This window comes from Rhizobium aethiopicum, from assembly GCF_900094625.1.
GTDB lineage: Bacteria > Pseudomonadota > Alphaproteobacteria > Rhizobiales > Rhizobiaceae > Rhizobium > Rhizobium aethiopicum.
Genome location: NZ_FMAJ01000003.1, coordinates 65,513 through 83,089, shown reverse-complemented (window position 1 = coordinate 83,089; position 17,577 = coordinate 65,513). Strand labels below are relative to the sequence as shown.

General features: G+C 61.8%; 15 protein-coding genes and 1 tRNA gene. 11 read left to right on the top strand and 5 right to left on the bottom strand.

Translation table 11 applies throughout. From position 1 onward, the window contains the following. The first annotated feature begins 132 nt into the window (after positions 1–132). Complete coding sequence (locus GA0061105_RS07460; protein ID WP_092749166.1) at positions 133–1,269, top strand: acyltransferase family protein; 1,137 nt, start codon at positions 133–135, stop codon at positions 1,267–1,269. Positions 1,270–1,380: 111 nt separating this feature from the next. Here GA0061105_RS07460 and GA0061105_RS07455 read toward each other — a convergent pair whose 3' ends face one another. From GA0061105_RS07455 to GA0061105_RS07445, 3 genes are all read right to left on the bottom strand, one after another. Next, entirely contained in the window at positions 1,381–1,854 is a 474-nt protein-coding gene (locus GA0061105_RS07455) for a hypothetical protein (protein WP_092749164.1), read from the bottom strand. Between the two features lie 206 nt (positions 1,855–2,060). After that, positions 2,061–2,136, bottom strand: a tRNA-Thr gene (locus GA0061105_RS07450). Positions 2,137–2,253: 117 nt separating this feature from the next. Continuing rightward, on the bottom strand, positions 2,254–3,213 hold the full coding sequence (locus tag GA0061105_RS07445) for an NAD(P)H-dependent flavin oxidoreductase (protein ID WP_092749162.1): 960 nt from the start codon (positions 3,211–3,213) through the stop codon (positions 2,254–2,256). A gap of 285 nt (positions 3,214–3,498) precedes the next feature. Between GA0061105_RS07445 and GA0061105_RS07440 the strand changes: the two genes are divergently transcribed. Continuing rightward, positions 3,499–4,701 (top strand): regulator, encoded by a 1,203-nt coding sequence (locus GA0061105_RS07440; RefSeq protein ID WP_092749160.1) that lies wholly within the window; start codon positions 3,499–3,501, stop codon positions 4,699–4,701. A 24-nt stretch (positions 4,702–4,725) separates the two neighbouring features. Here the strand turns inward: GA0061105_RS07440 and ppk2 are convergent, their stop codons facing one another. Then, a complete protein-coding gene (gene ppk2 / locus GA0061105_RS07435) occupies positions 4,726–5,607 on the bottom strand; it encodes a polyphosphate kinase 2 (protein WP_092749158.1) in 882 nt (293 codons plus the stop codon). Between the two features lie 242 nt (positions 5,608–5,849). Between ppk2 and phoR the strand changes: the two genes are divergently transcribed. The 7 genes from phoR (at position 5,850) to phoB (ending at position 13,983) form a co-directional block, all read left to right on the top strand. Continuing rightward, positions 5,850–7,070 (top strand): phosphate regulon sensor histidine kinase PhoR, encoded by a 1,221-nt coding sequence (gene phoR, locus GA0061105_RS07430; RefSeq protein ID WP_092749726.1) that lies wholly within the window; start codon positions 5,850–5,852, stop codon positions 7,068–7,070. 505 nt (positions 7,071–7,575) lie between these two features. Then, the gene (locus GA0061105_RS07425) at positions 7,576–8,610 is read left to right on the top strand and encodes a substrate-binding domain-containing protein (RefSeq protein ID WP_092749156.1); all 1,035 of its coding nucleotides are present in this window, start codon (positions 7,576–7,578) and stop codon (positions 8,608–8,610) included. Positions 8,611–8,775: 165 nt separating this feature from the next. After that, positions 8,776–10,257, top strand: coding sequence for a phosphate ABC transporter permease subunit PstC (gene pstC / locus GA0061105_RS07420; RefSeq protein WP_092749154.1), 1,482 nt, complete (start codon positions 8,776–8,778; stop codon positions 10,255–10,257). Then, positions 10,254–11,573, top strand: a complete 1,320-nt coding sequence (pstA, locus tag GA0061105_RS07415) for a phosphate ABC transporter permease PstA (protein WP_092749152.1) — start codon at positions 10,254–10,256, stop codon at positions 11,571–11,573. Before pstC ends, pstA begins: the two co-directional genes overlap by 4 nt. 14 nt (positions 11,574–11,587) lie before the next feature. Beyond that, entirely contained in the window at positions 11,588–12,403 is an 816-nt protein-coding gene (gene pstB, locus GA0061105_RS07410) for a phosphate ABC transporter ATP-binding protein PstB (protein WP_011423887.1), read from the top strand. Between the two features lie 43 nt (positions 12,404–12,446). Beyond that, positions 12,447–13,160 (top strand): phosphate signaling complex protein PhoU, encoded by a 714-nt coding sequence (phoU, locus tag GA0061105_RS07405; RefSeq protein ID WP_004672769.1) that lies wholly within the window; start codon positions 12,447–12,449, stop codon positions 13,158–13,160. Between the two features lie 139 nt (positions 13,161–13,299). Further along, on the top strand, positions 13,300–13,983 hold the full coding sequence (gene phoB / locus GA0061105_RS07400; protein ID WP_004672768.1) for a phosphate regulon transcriptional regulator PhoB: 684 nt from the start codon (positions 13,300–13,302) through the stop codon (positions 13,981–13,983). A 390-nt stretch (positions 13,984–14,373) separates the two neighbouring features. Here phoB and GA0061105_RS07395 read toward each other — a convergent pair whose 3' ends face one another. Further along, positions 14,374–14,907 carry a GcrA family cell cycle regulator gene (locus GA0061105_RS07395; RefSeq protein WP_064693671.1) on the bottom strand — a complete coding sequence of 178 codons (534 nt, stop codon included), beginning with the start codon at positions 14,905–14,907 and terminating at the stop codon, positions 14,374–14,376. A gap of 425 nt (positions 14,908–15,332) precedes the next feature. On the opposite strand from GA0061105_RS07395, the gene GA0061105_RS07390 reads away from it, so the two are divergent. Both GA0061105_RS07390 and argF read left to right on the top strand, forming a co-directional pair. Beyond that, complete coding sequence (locus GA0061105_RS07390; protein WP_092749150.1) at positions 15,333–16,532, top strand: aspartate aminotransferase family protein; 1,200 nt, start codon at positions 15,333–15,335, stop codon at positions 16,530–16,532. Between the two features lie 37 nt (positions 16,533–16,569). After that, positions 16,570–17,484 (top strand): ornithine carbamoyltransferase, encoded by a 915-nt coding sequence (gene argF, locus GA0061105_RS07385; protein ID WP_028756221.1) that lies wholly within the window; start codon positions 16,570–16,572, stop codon positions 17,482–17,484. Positions 17,485–17,577: the final 93 nt, after the last annotated feature.

The window sequence follows — 17,577 nt, the reverse complement described above, 5'->3', positions numbered from 1 at the left end:
TAGCACCCCGCCTTTCATCGACGGTTGGCCGCACGAGTTGTGCCGCAGGCTACTAAAAATCCTGTTAACACTATCCGGTTGCCGTCGAAGATGTTAACCCTGCCCGCGGATACGAATGGATAGGGGTATCTCATGGACGCGATGAAAGGCGGCAGACGCATTGAATGTCTGGATGGTTTGCGTGGTTTGGCAGCGCTATGGGTGCTGATCGGCCATGCGCATATCCTGACGGGGTTCAAGGTGCCGATTATCGGAGATCCGGAGCTGGGGGTCGACCTGTTCATCATGCTCTCTGGCTTCCTGATGGTGTTTCACTATCAGCGCCGGAAAGGCAGGGAGCCGTGGGAGAGCCCGCAAACATGGGCGGTGTTCTGGGCGCGTCGGTTCTTCCGCATTGCGCCGCTCTATTACGTCATGCTGGTCGTTGCTCTCATCGCCGGATCCGAGATCTATCAGGCAAGGATGGTCATCGATGCTTTCAACGGCAATCCGCCGCAAGCCGCGTCTCGCTATCTGGACGACAGCCTGACCAACTACCTGATGCATCTTTCCTTCCTGTTCGGCTTGTCCCCGGCCCACGCCTTCCGCACGGCGCTGCCGGACTGGAGCATCGGCCTTGAAATGCAATTCTATGTGGCCTTGCCTTTCATCATGATCATTCTCGGGCGGCTGGGTTGGCTGAAGGGCATGCTCGTCACCGTCGGCTTGGCCGTCGCTGCCGCCTTGGTGGTCCATCGCCTCGGCTTCCGCTTCCCGATGCCGTCGTTCCTCCCGATGAAGATGCATATCTTCGCCGCGGGCATGCTGCTTGCGGGTGCATTGTGGATGCCACCCGGCAGGGCCTACCTGGCTTTTGCGATTTCGGCTCTGCTGGCCCTCATCCCTCTCGGCGGCGACGTGACCGTGCTGCACGAAAGCGTGCGCGTCGGGATCGTGGTGCTGTTTTTTGCCCTGGTCCATGCGGATCGTTTTCCGGGCTCCGCCGGCCATTATTCCCGCGCGGTCAATTCGGTTCTCGGCAACACCTTCTTTCGAAATCTCGGCGAACTTTCCTTCGGCGCCTATCTGATTCACTTGCTCATCATGCAGCCGGTAATCGCCTGGCTGATCGGCAATACCGACCTTAGCAATCCCGCTCGCTGGCTGGCGACGCTGATCGTCACCATCCCGATCGTCTATGTCCTGTCCTTCATAGGCTACAAGTTCATCGAGCTGCCCGGCCAGACCGTCGGCAAACGCCTGACGCAACAGAGGCAGGTGGCGACGTAGACAAGAGCCGCCGGCGCGGGTTCTCAACGGATGGGCGGCAACGCCGCCATATCCGGCCGGGCTGCGGGTCGGGGGCGCGAGTCTGTCGGCAGTGCCGAGGCAGCCATCCTGTCACTCGTCGTCGAGCATTTTAAACTTCCGCGCCGCCCGAGGGCAGAGCATCGTGAACTGCTCGATCAGCGGCGGCATGCCTGAGGCGCACGACACATCTGCATCCTCCGGCAATGGGAAAGTAACGCGAAGCGGCTCACCGCCAGGAGGAAAGAAGGACAGGGTGCCCTTGCGGCAATCGGCGGTGGAACGGTACGTGTCTTTCCCATTTTCTTTCGTGTACATCGCCACGCACTGCTCTACGGTCAGTTTTCCCCCATGTGCTTTCGTCTCGCCTCCCGGGTCTCGCTCGCAATATTCCTGGAAGTTGGCCTGATTGACGTTCCCCTCCATAGCCGCAGTGCTTGAATCGGTGCCGGTCCTGCTGACCAGCGTTCCGTTCCACCCAGCACATGAGGCGAGAGGGAAGTCAGCTGCCTGTGCAGCGGACAAGGTGAATGTGAAAAGCGCGGTACTCAAAAGCGTTGTCCGCATAAATATCCTCCTGATTGCCAAGCCACTCCCTCTTGAACGACGTCGCTGCCCATGTGGATGAAGGGCGGCCCAGTCGGCTTGGGTGAAGAAGCTTTCAAACTGTCGAAACTTTGCCTACCAAGTGGCCAAGGGTAGTCCACAAGGTGAGGACAGAATTTTTAAGGGAGGCTTAATATTTGGGCTTGAAGCACGCGATTAAAGAAAAATGGTGCCGCTTACGTGACTCGAACACGTGACCCCATCATTACGAATGATGTGCTCTACCGACTGAGCTAAAGCGGCACTTTGGCGGCCGAAGCGTGCGGCCCGCGATTTGCATGGCGCTGATACAGTCATTGTCTGAAGATTTCAAGCACCCTGTCATGCCTTTGGCAAAAAAGAGGGAGGTGTGGAAGACCCTCAGAGCGCGAGCCGCGTGCGGGCGGCCCTGTACTCGGCCTCCAGCCGGTCGACGAGATTTGCCACCGGCTCCACCGCCTTGACGGCGCCGATGCCCTGGCCGCTACCCCATATGTCCTTCCAGGCCTTGGCGCCGCCGGTCGCCTGCTCGAAATCCATTTTGGTGGGATCGGCGAGGGGCAGGTTGTCGGGGTCCATGCCGGCGGCGATGATCGAGGGCTTGAGATAGTTCCCGTGTACACCGGTGAAATAGTTGGAATAGACGATGTCGTTTGCTGCGCCGTCCACGATCGCCTGCTTGTAGGCGGGCGCGGCGCGCGCCTCTTCTGTTGCGATGAAGGGCGAGCCGATATAGGCCATGTCGGCGCCCATCGCTTCTGCGGCCAGAATGGCGCCGCCGGTCGCGATCGCGCCGGCAAGCAGCAGCGGCCCGTCGAACCATTCGCGGATTTCCTGGACAAGCGCGAAGGGCGACAGCGTGCCGGCATGGCCGCCGGCGCCTGATGCCACCGCGATCAGCCCGTCCGCACCCTTGCGGATCGCCGAATGGGCGTGGCGGTTGTTGATAATGTCGTGCAGCACGATGCCGCCATAGGAATGCACGGCGGCGTTGACCTCGGGCACGGCGCCGAGCGAGGAGATGACGATCGGCACCTTGTATTTGACGCAGAGCGAGAGGTCGTGCTCCAGCCGCTTGTTCGACATGTGGACGATCTGGTTGACGGCAAAGGGTGCGGCCGGCCTTTCCGGATGGGCGGCGTCGTGACGGGCAAGCTCCTCGGTGATCTCTGCCAGCCATTCGTCGAGCTGGCTTTCCGGCCGGGCGTTCAGCGCCGGAAAGGCGCCGACGACGCCCGCCTTGCACTGCGCCAATGTCAGCGCCGGATGCGAGATGATGAAGAGCGGCGAACCGATCACCGGCAGTCTGAGTTTGTCCTTGAGGATCGGGGGCAGGGCCATGGTTCACCGCTCGCATTGACGTTTACGAAAACGTCAATCTCATAACAGAGAAGAAAAGCCGATAAAAGAGCAGCCGCCACGCCTTCGTCGATTTCGCGCCGATATATACGGCTGAGACGACGGACAAGGTAAGTCCCTCGGGCCGCGAAAGCTGGCATTATCGCCGCCGATCGGCGGCGGGCGGGGCTGCAAGGCTTGCGGTTTGCCGCGCTTGCCGCTACCGAATTTTGACGGAGAACGGCGGGGATTGGAGTCCGATGCCGGGTTCAAGGTGAAGGACTAGATGTGAGCGGATTAGAAACGGCCATCAGAACAGCGCTCGAAAATGCCGATCGCGACAATCCGGAGGTTCGAGCGAGGATCTACCAGTCGGCCCGCCAGGCGCTGGAAGCCGGCCTGCGCAAGCAGGATATCACCGATGCCGATGCCGTCGCCCATCACCGCCATCGCCTGGAAACCACCATCCACGCCATCGAAAGCGAGGAGCGCGACCGTCTTCACCCGCGCCAGAGACCGCCTGAAGTGCCGGTGCCGCCGGTCGTCGAAATGCCGGCGCCGCCGGTTCACCGCGGCGATGTAGCCGATATCGACAGCCTGATCGATAGCCCGGTGGCGACAGGCGAGACCCGTGCCCCCGAAGTGGCCATGCACCGCAGCGACGAGGCGCGCCTCGACGACGTGCATGCGAGCACCGCCGATCATCTCTCGGCCGCCCCGGTCGGCGCGGAGCGGCTTCACCGCGGTCAGCGCGCCGCCAATATGGATTTTCGCCCGGAACGGGCGGCAGGCCGCCGCAAACCGCGCAAGTTCTTTTCGCGGCTTCTCGTCTGGTGCGTCCTGCTGGCCTTTATCGGCATCGGCGCCTGGTGGGCCTATACGTCGGGCCTGCTCTTGACGGCGGCCGAGCGCGACACCAGCGTCGCCAACCCGCCGGCCAGCACCCAGCCGGAGGATTTCACCGGCAACGGCGACGGCGCCGGCAATGCGGCGGCCACCAACACCGAGCAGCCGGTGACCATCGATCCGCAAAACAGTTTTTCGGCCGATTGGATTCCGGTGTTCAAGCCCGATGAGGCCGACAAGATCAAAAGCGGCCCGCGGGCGCGCACCGAAAACATCACCGAGAATGACGGCCCCGCCCTGCGCCTGATTTCCGAAAGCGGTGCGGCTGACGGCAATATCTCGGTCAGCGTACCCGCCTCGGTGCTGCAGCAGCTTGCCGGCAAATCCTCGACCATTGCGCTGACGTTGCAATCGACCACCGACGAGCCGACGCAAGTCACGGTCGAATGCAATTTCCAGTCGCTCGGCAATTGCGCCCGCCATCGCTTCAGCGTCACCCGCGAAAAGTCGGATGCGCTGTTGCAGGTGACGTTCGACCGCTCGCTCGCACCGAATTCGCCCGGCACGCTTGTCATCAACAGCGATCTCGACGGTAAGGCGCGCGGCATCAACCTGTTCGCGATCCGCATCCTGCCCGGGCAGTGACGCGGATTTTCGCTGGGCGTCGGCTTATGTCAGAAAGCCGGGGCCGGAGCCGATGATCTCCTTGTCGACTTCGCCGAGCGCCTTCTTGTCCTTGCCGTCGTAGTCGATCCTGTTCAGCATATGGCGGATCAGTTCCAGACGCGCCCGCCGCTTGTCATTGGCGCGGATCACCGTCCAGGTTGCGAAATCCGTATGGGTTTCCTTCAGCATCCGGTCGCGCTTGTCGCTGTAATCGTCCCATTTTGTAAGCGCGGCAATATCCATCGAGGACAGTTTCCAGACTTTGAGCGGATCGTGGCGGCGGTCGTGGAAGCGCTTGAGCTGCATTTCGCGGCCGATATCGAGGTAGAATTTAAAGAAAAAGATGCCCTCATGAGCGATGATCTTCTCGAGCTGCGGCGCCTGCTTGAGAAAGTCCTCATATTGCTGCGGCGTGCAGAAGCCCATGACGGGCTCGACGCCGGCACGGTTGTACCAGGAGCGATCGAAGAGCACGAATTCGCCTGCAGTCGGGAACTGCGCGACATAACGCTGGAAATACCATTGTCCCTGTTCACGCTCCGTCGGTTTGGTCAAGGCCACGACCCGGGCAAGACGTGGGTTCATATTCTCGGAGGAGGCCGAGATCGCCCCGCCCTTGCCGGCCGCGTCGCGTCCCTCGAACAGCGCCATCACCCGCTTGCCGGTCGCCTGCAGCCAGAATTGCACCTTGACGAGTTCCACCTGCAGCTTTTCCAGCTGCTCCGAATAATCCTCTTCCTTGAGCTTCTTCTTGTAGGGAAAGTCGCCGGATTCAAGCGCGTGTTCCTCGACCCAGTCTGGCAGAACGGGATCGTCGACATCGAAGATGCGTTTCGTTCCCCGGACATTCAGCTCCACGGCTCTGTTTTCGACGTCCTCTTCCATATGCGCCTCCTGCGCCTAGTCGTTTTCCTCGTTGCACGCGAACATATTTGCCAATGGAAATCAAATCTTTCGCCGCTGACGGGTCATTTCGAGCAGTTTTCGGTTGGTGCCTCGGCATCGGAGCCGCCAGCCGAAAACTTCTGTCATGAATTGCCGCTATCAGGCAGAGTTCAATATAAAGAAAAACGAATCGACGCCGCGAGGCCCCCTTGCAAGACGAAATCCCCTGGAGAAAAAGCCTGCTGGCGCGCATCCGGCGCGAACGGCCGGTGCTGCTTGCGGCCATCCTCAGCGCGCTTGCCGCGCTTGCCGCCGGGATGAACAAGTGGATCGTGCTCGTCCTCCTGCTCGTCATGATTTTCACCGCGCTGTTCAACGAGGCGCCCGTCCTTACGGCGGAACCGCTCGAGCCGGTAGAGGCGGAGCCGGAAGCGCCGGCAAGCCGCCTGCCTGACGTTTCCGCCACGCTTGCCGGCCTCGATATCCCTGTCATGGTGCTGTCGGACGACGCCTCGGTGCTCTTCCAGAACCGCGCCGCTGAAAAGGCTTTCGGCGAGGTGGCGCTCGGCGCCCATATATCGGCCCGGCTGCGCTCGCCCGGCGTGCTCGACATGGTGCGCGAAACCATCGCCACCAATGCACCGAACCAGATCGAGCATGCCGAGCGGCTGCCGTCCGAGCGCGTCTATATCGTCCGCAGTGCGCCTGTCGAATTCCGGGACGACGGGCAGCGTGAGCGATTTTTCATCCTGTCCTTCCGCGATATATCGGAGGTCCGCCGCATCGACCGCATGCGGTCGGATTTCGTCGCCAATGCCAGCCACGAACTGCGCACGCCGCTTGCCTCGCTGCGTGGATTCATCGAGACCATCCAGGGGCCGGCGAAGAACGATCAGAAGGCCCAGGCCCAATTTCTGAACATCATGCTCGATCAGACCACCCGCATGAGCAGGCTGGTCGACGACCTGCTGTCGCTCTCCCGACTGGAGCTGAAATCACACCTCGCGCCGGATGAGAAGGTCGATCTGGTGCCGCTGCTCGGCCATGTCCGCGACTCGCTGGTGCCGCTCGCCAGGGACGTCGGCGTCGACATCAACCTGCATCTGCCCGACGGCAAGGTCGAGGTGCTGGGAGACCGGGACGAACTTGTCCAGGTCTTCGAGAACCTGATGGAGAATGCCTGCAAATATGGCCAGGAAGGCAAGGTCGTCGATGTCAGGCTGAAGAACGGCTCCGGGGAGCCGGTGGAGGTCAGCATCATCGACAAGGGACCGGGCATCCCGGCCGAGCACGTGCCGCGCCTGACGGAACGCTTCTATCGCGTCAGCATCGAGGACAGCCGCTCGAAAAAGGGCACCGGCCTCGGCCTTGCCATCGTCAAACACATCCTGACCCGCCACCGCGCCCGGCTGATCGTCAAGTCCGAAGTCGGCAAGGGCACCGATTTCACGGTGCGCTTCTGAGGCGGGGATGGATGTTAAGGCGGCGAGGGTTCTTTCCGGGGCAGCGATGGCGTGCCATGTGATTTGTCCCTCACCCTAACCCTCTCCCCGTTCTGACGGGGAGAGGGGACGTGCCCCGCGAGAGGCTCGCGGTGGACGGACAGGGTGCGGCATATCCCCTTCGCCCCGTTTACGGGGAGAAGATGCCGGCAGGCGGATGAGGGGCAGATCACACGGCACGACTTCAATGAAGCCACGCGCGCCACAACCGACCACCCATCTGTGCACGTTTCTGCAACGTGAGGTGGGCTGGTGATCGAACGTCGCTGTCTTTTGGAAGAAATCGGAGAGCATCACTGAAACTTTAGGTGTGATATCAAACACATAACCTGTCATAAATGTTTCACCGATTTGACATAAAAGGACGGTGCTTACAGCGCTAAGAGAGTCCCGCCGATGAAAAACGGCAATGCGAGGGCCTCTCTATAGGCCGCACTCACACAAGCCCAATGCCCGGGAGATTCAAATGAACACCTTCAAGCTCACCGTTGCCGCGCTCGCTGCAACTGCTGCTTTCGCTGGCGCTGCCGTTGCCCGCGACCAGATTCAGGTTGCCGGTTCGTCCACCGTCCTGCCTTACGCCAAGATCGTTGCCGAGTCCTTCGGCGAGACCTTCACCAATTTCAAGACGCCAATCGTCGAATCCGGCGGCTCCAGCGCCGGCCTCAAGGAATTCTGCAAGGGCGTCGGCGAAAACACCATCGACGTCGCTAACTCATCTCGCGCCATTAAGAAAAGCGAGGTCGAAGCCTGCAAGGCTGCCGGCGTGACGGATATCCAGGAAGTCAAGATCGGTTATGACGGCATCGTTTTCGCGACCGATGCCGGCAACCCCGATGTCGCTTACGTTCCGGCCGACATCTACAAGGCCCTCGCCGCCCAGGTCGTCGTCGACGGCAAGCTCGTCGCCAACCCCTACAAGAAGTGGTCGGAAGTCAACCCGAAGCTCCCGGCTGTTGATATCGCCGCTTATATCCCGGGCGAAAAGCACGGGACCCGCGAAGTCTTCGAGGAAAAGGTCTTGGCAGCTGGCTGCGAAGCATCGGGCGCTGCAGAAGTCATCAAAGGCGCCGTTTCGGACAAGGCCGCTCAGGGCAAGGCCTGCATCGCAGTTCGTAAGGACGGCGCTGCAGTCGACATCGACGGTGACTACACCGAAACGCTGTCTCGCATCGCTGCCAACAAGACCGCGGTCGGCGTATTTGGCCTTTCCTTCTACGAAAACAATGCCGACAAGCTGAAGGTCGCCACCGTGAACGGTATCGTTCCGTCCACCGAAACGATCGCCAACGGCACCTATCCGGTTTCCCGCCCGCTGTTCTTCTACGTCAAGAAGGCACATCTCGGCGCTGTTCCGGGCCTGAAGGAATACGTCAACTTCTTCGTATCCGACCAGATGATCGGCCCTGACGGCCCGCTCGCCGAATACGGCCTCGTTGCCGCTCCGGATGCCGAGCGCGAAGCAATCCGCAAGGACGTCGAAGCTGGTAAGGCCATGTAATGACTTTGCCGGCGCGGTGCTTCAAAGCCCGCGCCGGCATTGCTTTATGCCCCTGCGTGCCGGCTTTTTCGCTGCAGGGTTTTCCTTCTCCAATGATTGGAAGCTGAAGGCAGGCTGATGCAGCCGCCGGGCTTTTTGGGGGCTTCGGGCCTGGGGACGTAACGAATGAGCACATCCGTCATACTTTTGTGCCTTGTGGTGATCGGCGCCGCCGCCTATCTGGTCGCGCGCAGCCGTGCCGCAGCACTTGCCGGAGGCAGATCCTCCGCATTGCATTCACGGCCGGCCTATTACGGCGCCTATGCGGCAATCTGGGCTGTTCTTCCTGCCCTCATCGTCCTCTGCGTCTGGCTCTCCGTCAGCCCAGGCATTGTCCAGTCCTCGGTTCGCGATGCCTTCCCTGCCGACGTCAAAGCGCAAGCTTCGGTCGAGCAGGATCTGAGCTACTCGATGGTAGCGACGGTTGCGCGCGGCCTGACGATGCTCACTCCCGACGAGGTAGCGGCAGTCTCCACCGACCCGGCGGCGCTGCAGGCCAAGCTCAGCGAAAAGGGCGTGCCGCTCGCCGGCCAGCCGCAGCCTTACATGGTCGAAGCCGCAAAGACGCTCAATTCGATGAGCATGACGAGCCGGCTGGCCATGACGGCGGTGGTCTTTGCTCTCGCAGTTGCCGGCGCTTTCTATGCGCTGCGCGCCATCGCGCCCCGTTTCCGCGCCCGCAACCGCGTCGAGCGCGTCATGCTCTGGGGGCTGCTGCTCGCCTCTTCGATCGCCATCCTGACGACGGTGGGCATCGTGCTGTCCATGCTGTCCGAAGCCGCGCGCTTCTTTGCAGTCGTTCCCGCCAACGAGTTCTTCTTCGGCACCGTCTGGGATCCGCGCTTTGCCGGCGCCGGCAGCTCGTCCTTCGGCCAGTTCGGCCTGATCCCGCTCTTGCTGGGCACGCTTTATATCGGCCTGGTCGCCATGCTCGTTGCCGTGCCGGTCGGCCTTTTCGCCGCCATCTATATGGCCGAATATGCCTCGCCGAAGCTGCGGGGCATCGCCAAGCCGCTTCTCGAAGTGCTCGCCGGCATTCCGACGATCGTCTACGGCTTCTTCGCCCTCGTCACCGTCGGCCCGTTCCTGCGCGATTTCTCCGCTCAGATCAGCGGCCTGCTCTCCGGCAACTATTCGAACTTCATCCAGGCGCAGAGCGTGCTGACAGCCGGTATCGTCATGGGCATCATGCTGATCCCCTACGTTTCCTCGCTGTCGGACGACATCATCACCGCCGTGCCGCGGGCACTACGTGACGGTTCGCTCGGTCTCGGCGCCACGCGCTCCGAAACCATCAAGAAGGTTGTCCTGCCGGCGGCTCTCCCCGGTATCGTCGGGGCGTTGCTGATGACCGCCTCGCGCGCCATCGGCGAAACCATGATCGTCGTGCTGGCCGCCGGTGTCGCCGCCCGCATCCAGATCAATCCCTTCGAGCCGATGACGACGGTGACCGTGAAGATCGTCAATCAGCTGACCGGCGACCTTGAGTTCACCTCGCCGCAGACACTGGTTGCCTTCGCCCTTGGCATCACGCTGTTCTGCATCACGCTTTGCCTCAACATCTATGCGCTCTACATCGTGCGCAAATATCGGGAGCAGTACGAATGACGAATATTGTTTCTCCCGTCGCCGGAACCATTTCCAAGGCGCCGCCGCGCCGCGATATCGGCATCAAACGCCGCTATGCCGCCGAGCGCCGGTTCCAGGCCTATGGCATCGCCGCCATCGCTTTCGGCCTCATCTTCCTCTTCATCCTGCTGTGGACGGTGATCGGCAAGGGCTACACGGCCTTCCAGCAGACGTCGATCACCCTGCCGATCGAATTCGCCGAGAAGACGATCGACCCGAACAACAAGCGCGCGACCGACCCTTCGGTGCTGATCGCCGCCAACTATCCGGTTCTGCTGCGCGATGCGATCGTCAAGCAGCTGAACATCAATGCGTCCAGCCGTCCCGATGTGCGTGACGCCACGGCCATGCTCTCCAAGAGTGCGCCGATCCAGCTGCGCGACCTGGTGGTCGCCGATCCTTCGATCATCGGCAAGACGGTCAACGTCACCCTGCTCGCCGATGCCAATGTCGACAGCGCCAACAAGGGCCAGATCGACCTTTCGGTCGACGAGAAGAACCGCAAGGTCAACGACAAGCAGGTCGGCTGGATGAACGAGCTGAAGGCGAGCGGCGCGTTGACCAAGGAGTTCAACACCGGTCTCTTCGTCAACGGCAATTCCAGCCGTCCGGAGGCCGCCGGCCTCGGCGTCGCCCTCATCGGCTCGCTCTATCTGATGCTGATCGTGCTGGTTCTGTCTCTGCCGATCGGCGTGGCAGCCTCTATCTACCTCGAGGAGTTTGCGCCGAAGAACAAGCTGACGGACCTGATCGAGGTCAACATCAACAACCTCGCCGCGGTGCCTTCGATCGTCTACGGTCTGCTCGGCCTCTCCGTCTTCATCAACTTCATCGGCCTGCCGCGCTCGGCTTCGCTGGTCGGCGGCCTGGTGCTGACGCTGATGACCCTGCCGACGATCATCATCGCCACCCGCGCCGCCCTGCGCGCCGTGCCGCCCTCGATCCGCGCCGCAGCTTTGGGGCTCGGTGCTTCGAAGATGCAGATGGTGTTCCACCATGTCCTGCCGCTTGCCATGCCCGGCATCCTCACCGGTACGATCATCGGCCTGGCGCACGCGCTCGGTGAAACCGCGCCGCTGCTGTTGATCGGCATGGTCGCTTTCGTCGCCAACGCACCGACCACGCCGCTCGATCCCTCGACGGCGCTGCCCGTGCAGGTCTATATGTGGGCGAACGAGGCGGAACGCGCCTTCGTGGAGCGTACTTCGGGTGCCATCATCGTCCTGCTCCTGTTCCTGATCGTCATGAACATGGGCGCCATCCTCTTGCGTCGTCGCTTCGAGCGCCGCTGGTAAACGGAGTTAAAGTCATGAACATGTTGACGGAAGCAGCAGTTGAAAAGGCGCTGGATCAGAAGATGAGCAACGTCCCGTATAAAATGATCGGACAGGATGTCTCGGTATACTATGGCGAGAAGCGCGCGCTTTTCGATGTGAACCTGAACATCCGCGAAAACACCGTAACCGCCCTGATCGGCCCTTCGGGCTGCGGCAAGTCGACCTTCCTGCGAAGCCTCAACCGCATGAACGACACGATCGAAGGCTGCCGCGTCGCCGGCAAGATCACGCTCGACGGCGACGACATCTATGATCCGGATATCGACGTCGTCGAACTTCGCGCCCGCGTCGGCATGGTTTTCCAGAAGCCGAACCCGTTCCCGAAGTCGATCTATGAAAACGTCTCCTATGGCCCGCGCATCCACGGTCTCGCCAAGTCCAAGGCCGATCTCGACCAGATCGTCGAGAGCAGCCTCCAGCGCGCCGGCCTCTGGAACGAGGTCAAGGACCGCGTGCATGAATCCGGCACCGGCCTCTCCGGCGGTCAGCAGCAGCGTTTGTGCATTGCCCGCGCCGTCGCCGTCAGCCCGGAAGTCATCCTGATGGACGAACCCTGCTCGGCCCTTGACCCGATCGCCACCGCCAAGGTCGAGGAACTGATCCACGAGCTGCGCGAAAACTACACGATCGTCATCGTCACCCACTCGATGCAGCAGGCCGCGCGCGTCTCGCAGCGCACCGCCATGTTCCACCTCGGCAACCTCGTCGAGGAGAACGACACCGACAAGATGTTCACCAATCCGGACGATCCGCGCACCCAGGACTACATCATGGGCCGTTTCGGCTGATCCTGGCGACACGAAGCTTTCCGTTATTCGAGGATAAAGCCCCATGGCATCGACACATATTTATTCCGCCTATGATGATGATCTGAAATTCCTCTCCAGGCGGATTTCCGAAATGGGCGGCCTCGCCGAACAAATGGTCGCCGAATCCGTCCGGGCGCTGGTCAACGGCGATACGGCGCTGGCGCAGAAGGTCATTTCCGACGACGTGATCCTCGATCACACCGAGCGCGAAATCGGCGACAAGGCGATCGTCACCATCGCTCGCCGTCAGCCGATGGCCGCGGACCTGCGCGAAATCATGGGTTCGATCCGCATCGCCGCCGACCTCGAACGCGTCGGCGACCTCGGCAAGAATACCGCCAAGCGCGTCATCGCCGTGCAGAGCACCGGCGTTCCCCGCAAGCTCGCCCGCGGTCTCGAGCACCTCTCCGAGCTGGCGCTCGTCCAGCTCAAGGAAGTGCTCGACGTCTATACGACGCGCGCCGCCGACAAGGCGACCGCCATCCGCGAACGCGACAACGAAATCGACGCGATGTACACCTCGTTGTTCCGCGAGCTCTTGACCTACATGATGGAAGATCCGCGCAACATCACGAGCTGCACGCATCTGCTCTTCTGCGCCAAGAACATCGAGCGCATCGGCGACCATGCCACCAACATCGCCGAGACGATCTACTACATGGCAACAGGCGCCCAGCCGGAAGGCGATCGTCCGAAGGACGACAGCGCCAACACCGTCGGCGCTGCGACGGAATAAGCAGCCGCCCGGACCAGTCATTTGCGTGCGCGCCCGTTCGGGGCGCGCAAAGAGGTCGCAGCCAATTTTCTGAATTTGCGCAGGATGCCTTCCTAAATCGCCCCGGTTTAAGGGCTTGTGCGCGAGGAGACGGACACGCATGATCCCGAGAGTCGCAGTTGTTGAAGACGAGGAAGCGCTCAGCGTGCTTCTTCGCTATAATCTCGAAGCGGAAGGCTTTGAAGTCGATACCATCCTGCGCGGCGACGAGGCCGAAATCAGGCTGCAGGAGCGCACGCCCGACCTTCTCATCCTGGACTGGATGCTGCCCGGCGTCTCCGGCATCGAACTCTGCCGGCGCCTGCGCATGCGGCCGGAAACCGAGCGGCTGCCGATCATCATGCTGACGGCGCGCGGCGAGGAGAGCGAGCGCGTGCGCGGGCTGTCGACCGGCGCCGACGATTACGTCGTCAAGCCGTTCTCGACCCCCGAACTCGTCGCCCGCGTCAAGGCGATGCTGCGCCGGGCGCGCCCCGAGGTGCTGTCGTCGGTGCTGAAATGCGGCGATATCGAGCTCGACCGCGAAACCCACCGCGTCCACCGCAAGAGCCGCGAAGTCCGCCTCGGCCCGACCGAATTCCGCCTGCTGGAATTCCTGATGTCGTCGCCGGGCCGGGTCTTTTCCCGCTCGCAGCTGCTCGACGGCGTCTGGGGCCACGATATCTATGTCGACGAACGCACCGTCGACGTCCATGTCGGCCGCCTGCGCAAGGCGCTGAATTTCTCCAACATGCAGGACGTCATCCGCACCGTCCGCGGCGCCGGTTATTCGATGGAGGCCTGAGGCTGAAGGAGTGTGTGGGTGGGCGTTCCCGCCAAACACGCGGCAGTACGGCCTGTGAGGCCCCGCCTTACCGTCGTCCATCGCCGCCGCTTCGTTCGCCGTTGCGAGCCAGCCTCATTGCGCCGGCGAGGCTTGTGCGTCTCGGCACCACCTCTCCTCCGTCATCCCAGGGCTTGACCCTGGGATCCATGCGGCTGGCACTGTGAGAGCGATAGCATCCAACCGCAGGGAAACAATCGTGGAGTGCTTGGTTGTGGATCCCAGGGTCAAGCCCTGGGATGACGGAATGTGTTTTTGGCTTTGTTGCCAAACACAAAGGTCGCTTCCCCACTCTAATCACAAAAAAACGGGCCGCTCGGCCCGTTTCTCATTCTCGGTGATGCCGCCTTCTCAGCTGACCCGCGCGGCCGCCCGGCGGCGTTCGTTGACCGGCTGATAGGCAAGCTTCTGATGATAGCCGCAATAGGGCGAATTGTCGGGGGATTCGCAGCCGCAGAAATGGAAATCGTCCTTGAGCGGATCGCCGACCGGCCACTTGCAGGTGCGTTCGGTCAGCTCCGTCAGGCCGAGGCGGCGGGAAATCGGTACCACCACGTTGCCCTTCGGCACGTATTCCATTTCCTCGACCGTTTCGATCTCGATCTCTTCCTTCAGCATGGTTGCGCCCTGCTGGCGGGTAACGGTGCGGGTGGTGATCCGGGAGGCGTAGTTCGGCGCGCGCGGCGCTGAGGTCTGGCGCTTCGGCGTGCGCGCCGCGGCGGCTGTGCCGCCGGCCTTGGCCCGGCCCGGAAGGCTCAGCCGGTGCACCTTGCCGATCACGGCGTTTCGGCTGACCCCGCCAAGCTGCGCAGCAATCTGGCTGGCGCTCAGTCCTTCGGCCCAAAGCTTCTTGAGTTTCTCGACCCGCTCGTCTGTCCAGTTCATGCCCTGTCTCCACCTTTTGCGTTGGTGATGGCAGAATCCCTCACCGTTGTCCCGGAAGCCTCCGAAACAAGAAACGCTTGATCAATTTTGGTGACTAGTTCCGCCGCATGCAGTCTAGTAATTGAACTTTAACCTAGTGTGAGGCTGACTCCGTGACAAGAGTCGCGGGAATCCGGATGAATCGAATTTCAAGTTTTCCCCAACTTGCTGCCCCTGCGTGTCATTTCTGCAATAATGCCTGTTGAAGGCTGAAAATGCCGCTGTACAAGCTTGCTGCATGCGCTAAGGCCGCAGTTTTGTTGACATTGCAGCGCGAAAAGGAAATAGTACCGCTCGCCGCCGAAAGGCGGCATTTTTGATTTTTCGGACCTGGTTTTGTTAGCCGGAATCCGAGGCTATGAAATTCTGATTGGGAGACCCGCGCCATGGCTGAAGCCGCGCCGCTTTATGACACCTATTCTCGAGCTCCGCTGCGGTTCGAGCGAGGCGAGGGCGTATGGCTGATCACCGAAGGCGGCGAGCGTTATCTCGATTTCGGCGCCGGCGTCGCCGTCACCTCCGTCGGCCATGGCAATCCGCATGTGGTCGCAGCGCTGAAGGAACAGGCCGACAAGGTCTGGCATCTCTCCAATATCTATGAGATCCCCGGCCAGGAGCGTCTGGCCAAACGGCTGACCGACGTCACCTTTGCCGATAAGGTGTTCTTCACCAATTCGGGCGCGGAGGCGCTCGAATGCGCGATCAAGACGGCGCGCCGCTATCAGTTTTCCAAAGGCCATCCCGAGCGGTTCCATATCATCACCTTCGAAGGCGCCTTCCATGGCCGCACGCTCGCGACGATCGCCGCCGGCGGCCAGGAGAAATATCTCGAAGGGTTCGGCCCCAAGACACCGGGTTTCGATCAGGTGGCTTTCGGCGATATCGAAGCGGTGCGCGCCGCCATTTCCGATGCGACCGCCGCAATCCTGATCGAGCCGGTGCAGGGCGAGGGCGGTGTGCGCCCGGCAACGACCGAGTTCATGAAGGCGCTTCGTCAGCTCTGCGACGAACACGGCCTGCTGCTGATCCTCGACGAGGTGCAGACGGGCGTCGGCCGCACCGGCAAGCTCTTTGCCCATGAATGGTCCGGCGTCACACCTGACATCATGGCGGTCGCCAAGGGCATCGGCGGCGGTTTCCCGCTCGGCGCCTGCCTTGCTACATCGGAGGCCGCTTCCGGCATGAAGGCCGGAACGCATGGTTCGACCTATGGCGGCAACCCGCTGGCCATGGCCGTCGGCAGCGCCGTGCTCGACATCATTCTCGCCGATGGCTTCCTCGAGCAGGTGCGCGATGTCGCGCTGGTGTTCCGCCAGGGGCTGGCCTCGCTCAAGGATCGTTATCCCGATGTGATCGAGGATATCAGAGGCGAGGGGCTTCTGCTCGGCATCAAGGCGGCCATTCCCTCAGCCGAACTGCTGCAGGCGATCCGCGCCGCACATCTGCTCGGCGTGCCGGCCGGCGACAACGTCATCCGCCTTCTTCCTCCGCTCGTCGTCACCGCCGAGGAAGCGCGCGAGGGCCTTGCCCGCCTCGAGAGCGCTGCCGAAAGCATCCGCGCCGCCAAGGTCAAGAAGACGGCTTGAAGGGATTGCGCCTTCGTGCGCACGACAGGTTAAGAACATGGCTCCTAAACATTTCCTCGATCTCTCGGCGGTCACATCAGCCGATCTCAGAACCATCATGAACGATGCGCTCGCCCGCAAGCAGGCCTTCAAGGCCGGCACGGGCGACAAGCCGCTCGCCGGCAAGATGCTGGCGATGATCTTCGAAAAGCCGTCGACCCGCACCCGCGTCTCCTTCGACGTCGGTATGCGCCAGCTCGGCGGCGAAACGCTCTTCCTGTCGGGCACCGAAATGCAGCTCGGCCGCGCCGAGACGATCGGCGACACCGCCAAGGTGCTGTCGCGTTATGTCGATGCGATCATGATCCGCACCACCGAGCATTCGCGCCTGCTGGAGCTTGCCGAGCATGCGACCGTGCCTGTCATCAATGCTCTGACGGACGATACGCATCCCTGTCAGATCATGGCCGATATCATGACCTTCGAGGAGCACCGCGGCCCGATCAAGGGCAAGACCATTGCCTGGACCGGCGACGGCAACAATGTCCTGCATTCGCTGGTCGAAGGGGCTGCGCGCTTCGGCTACCGCATGAACATGGCCGTGCCCCTTGGCTCGGAGCCCAAGGATCACTATCTGAACTGGGCCCGCAATGAGGGTGCCGAAATCATGCTCTGCCATGATGCCGACCGTGCGGTCGCCGGCGTCGATTGCGTGGTGACCGATACCTGGGTCTCCATGAATCAGGAACATCGGGCCCGGGGTCACAACGTCTTCCAGCCTTATCAGGTCAATGCGGCCTTGATGGCCAAGGCCGGCAACGATGCATTGTTCATGCATTGCCTGCCTGCTCATCGTGGTGAGGAAGTAACGGACGAGGTGATCGACGGCCCGCAATCCGTGGTCTTCGATGAAGCGGAAAACCGTCTTCATGCGCAGAAGTCGATTCTTGCTTGGTGCCTGGGCGCGATCTGAACCATAATCGGATGTTGCGAGTCATAGGCTTGCGGCCCGACTGCGCGAGCGCCGGACACTTTGGCCGCCGCTCCCGAAACTAGGAGTAAAGCC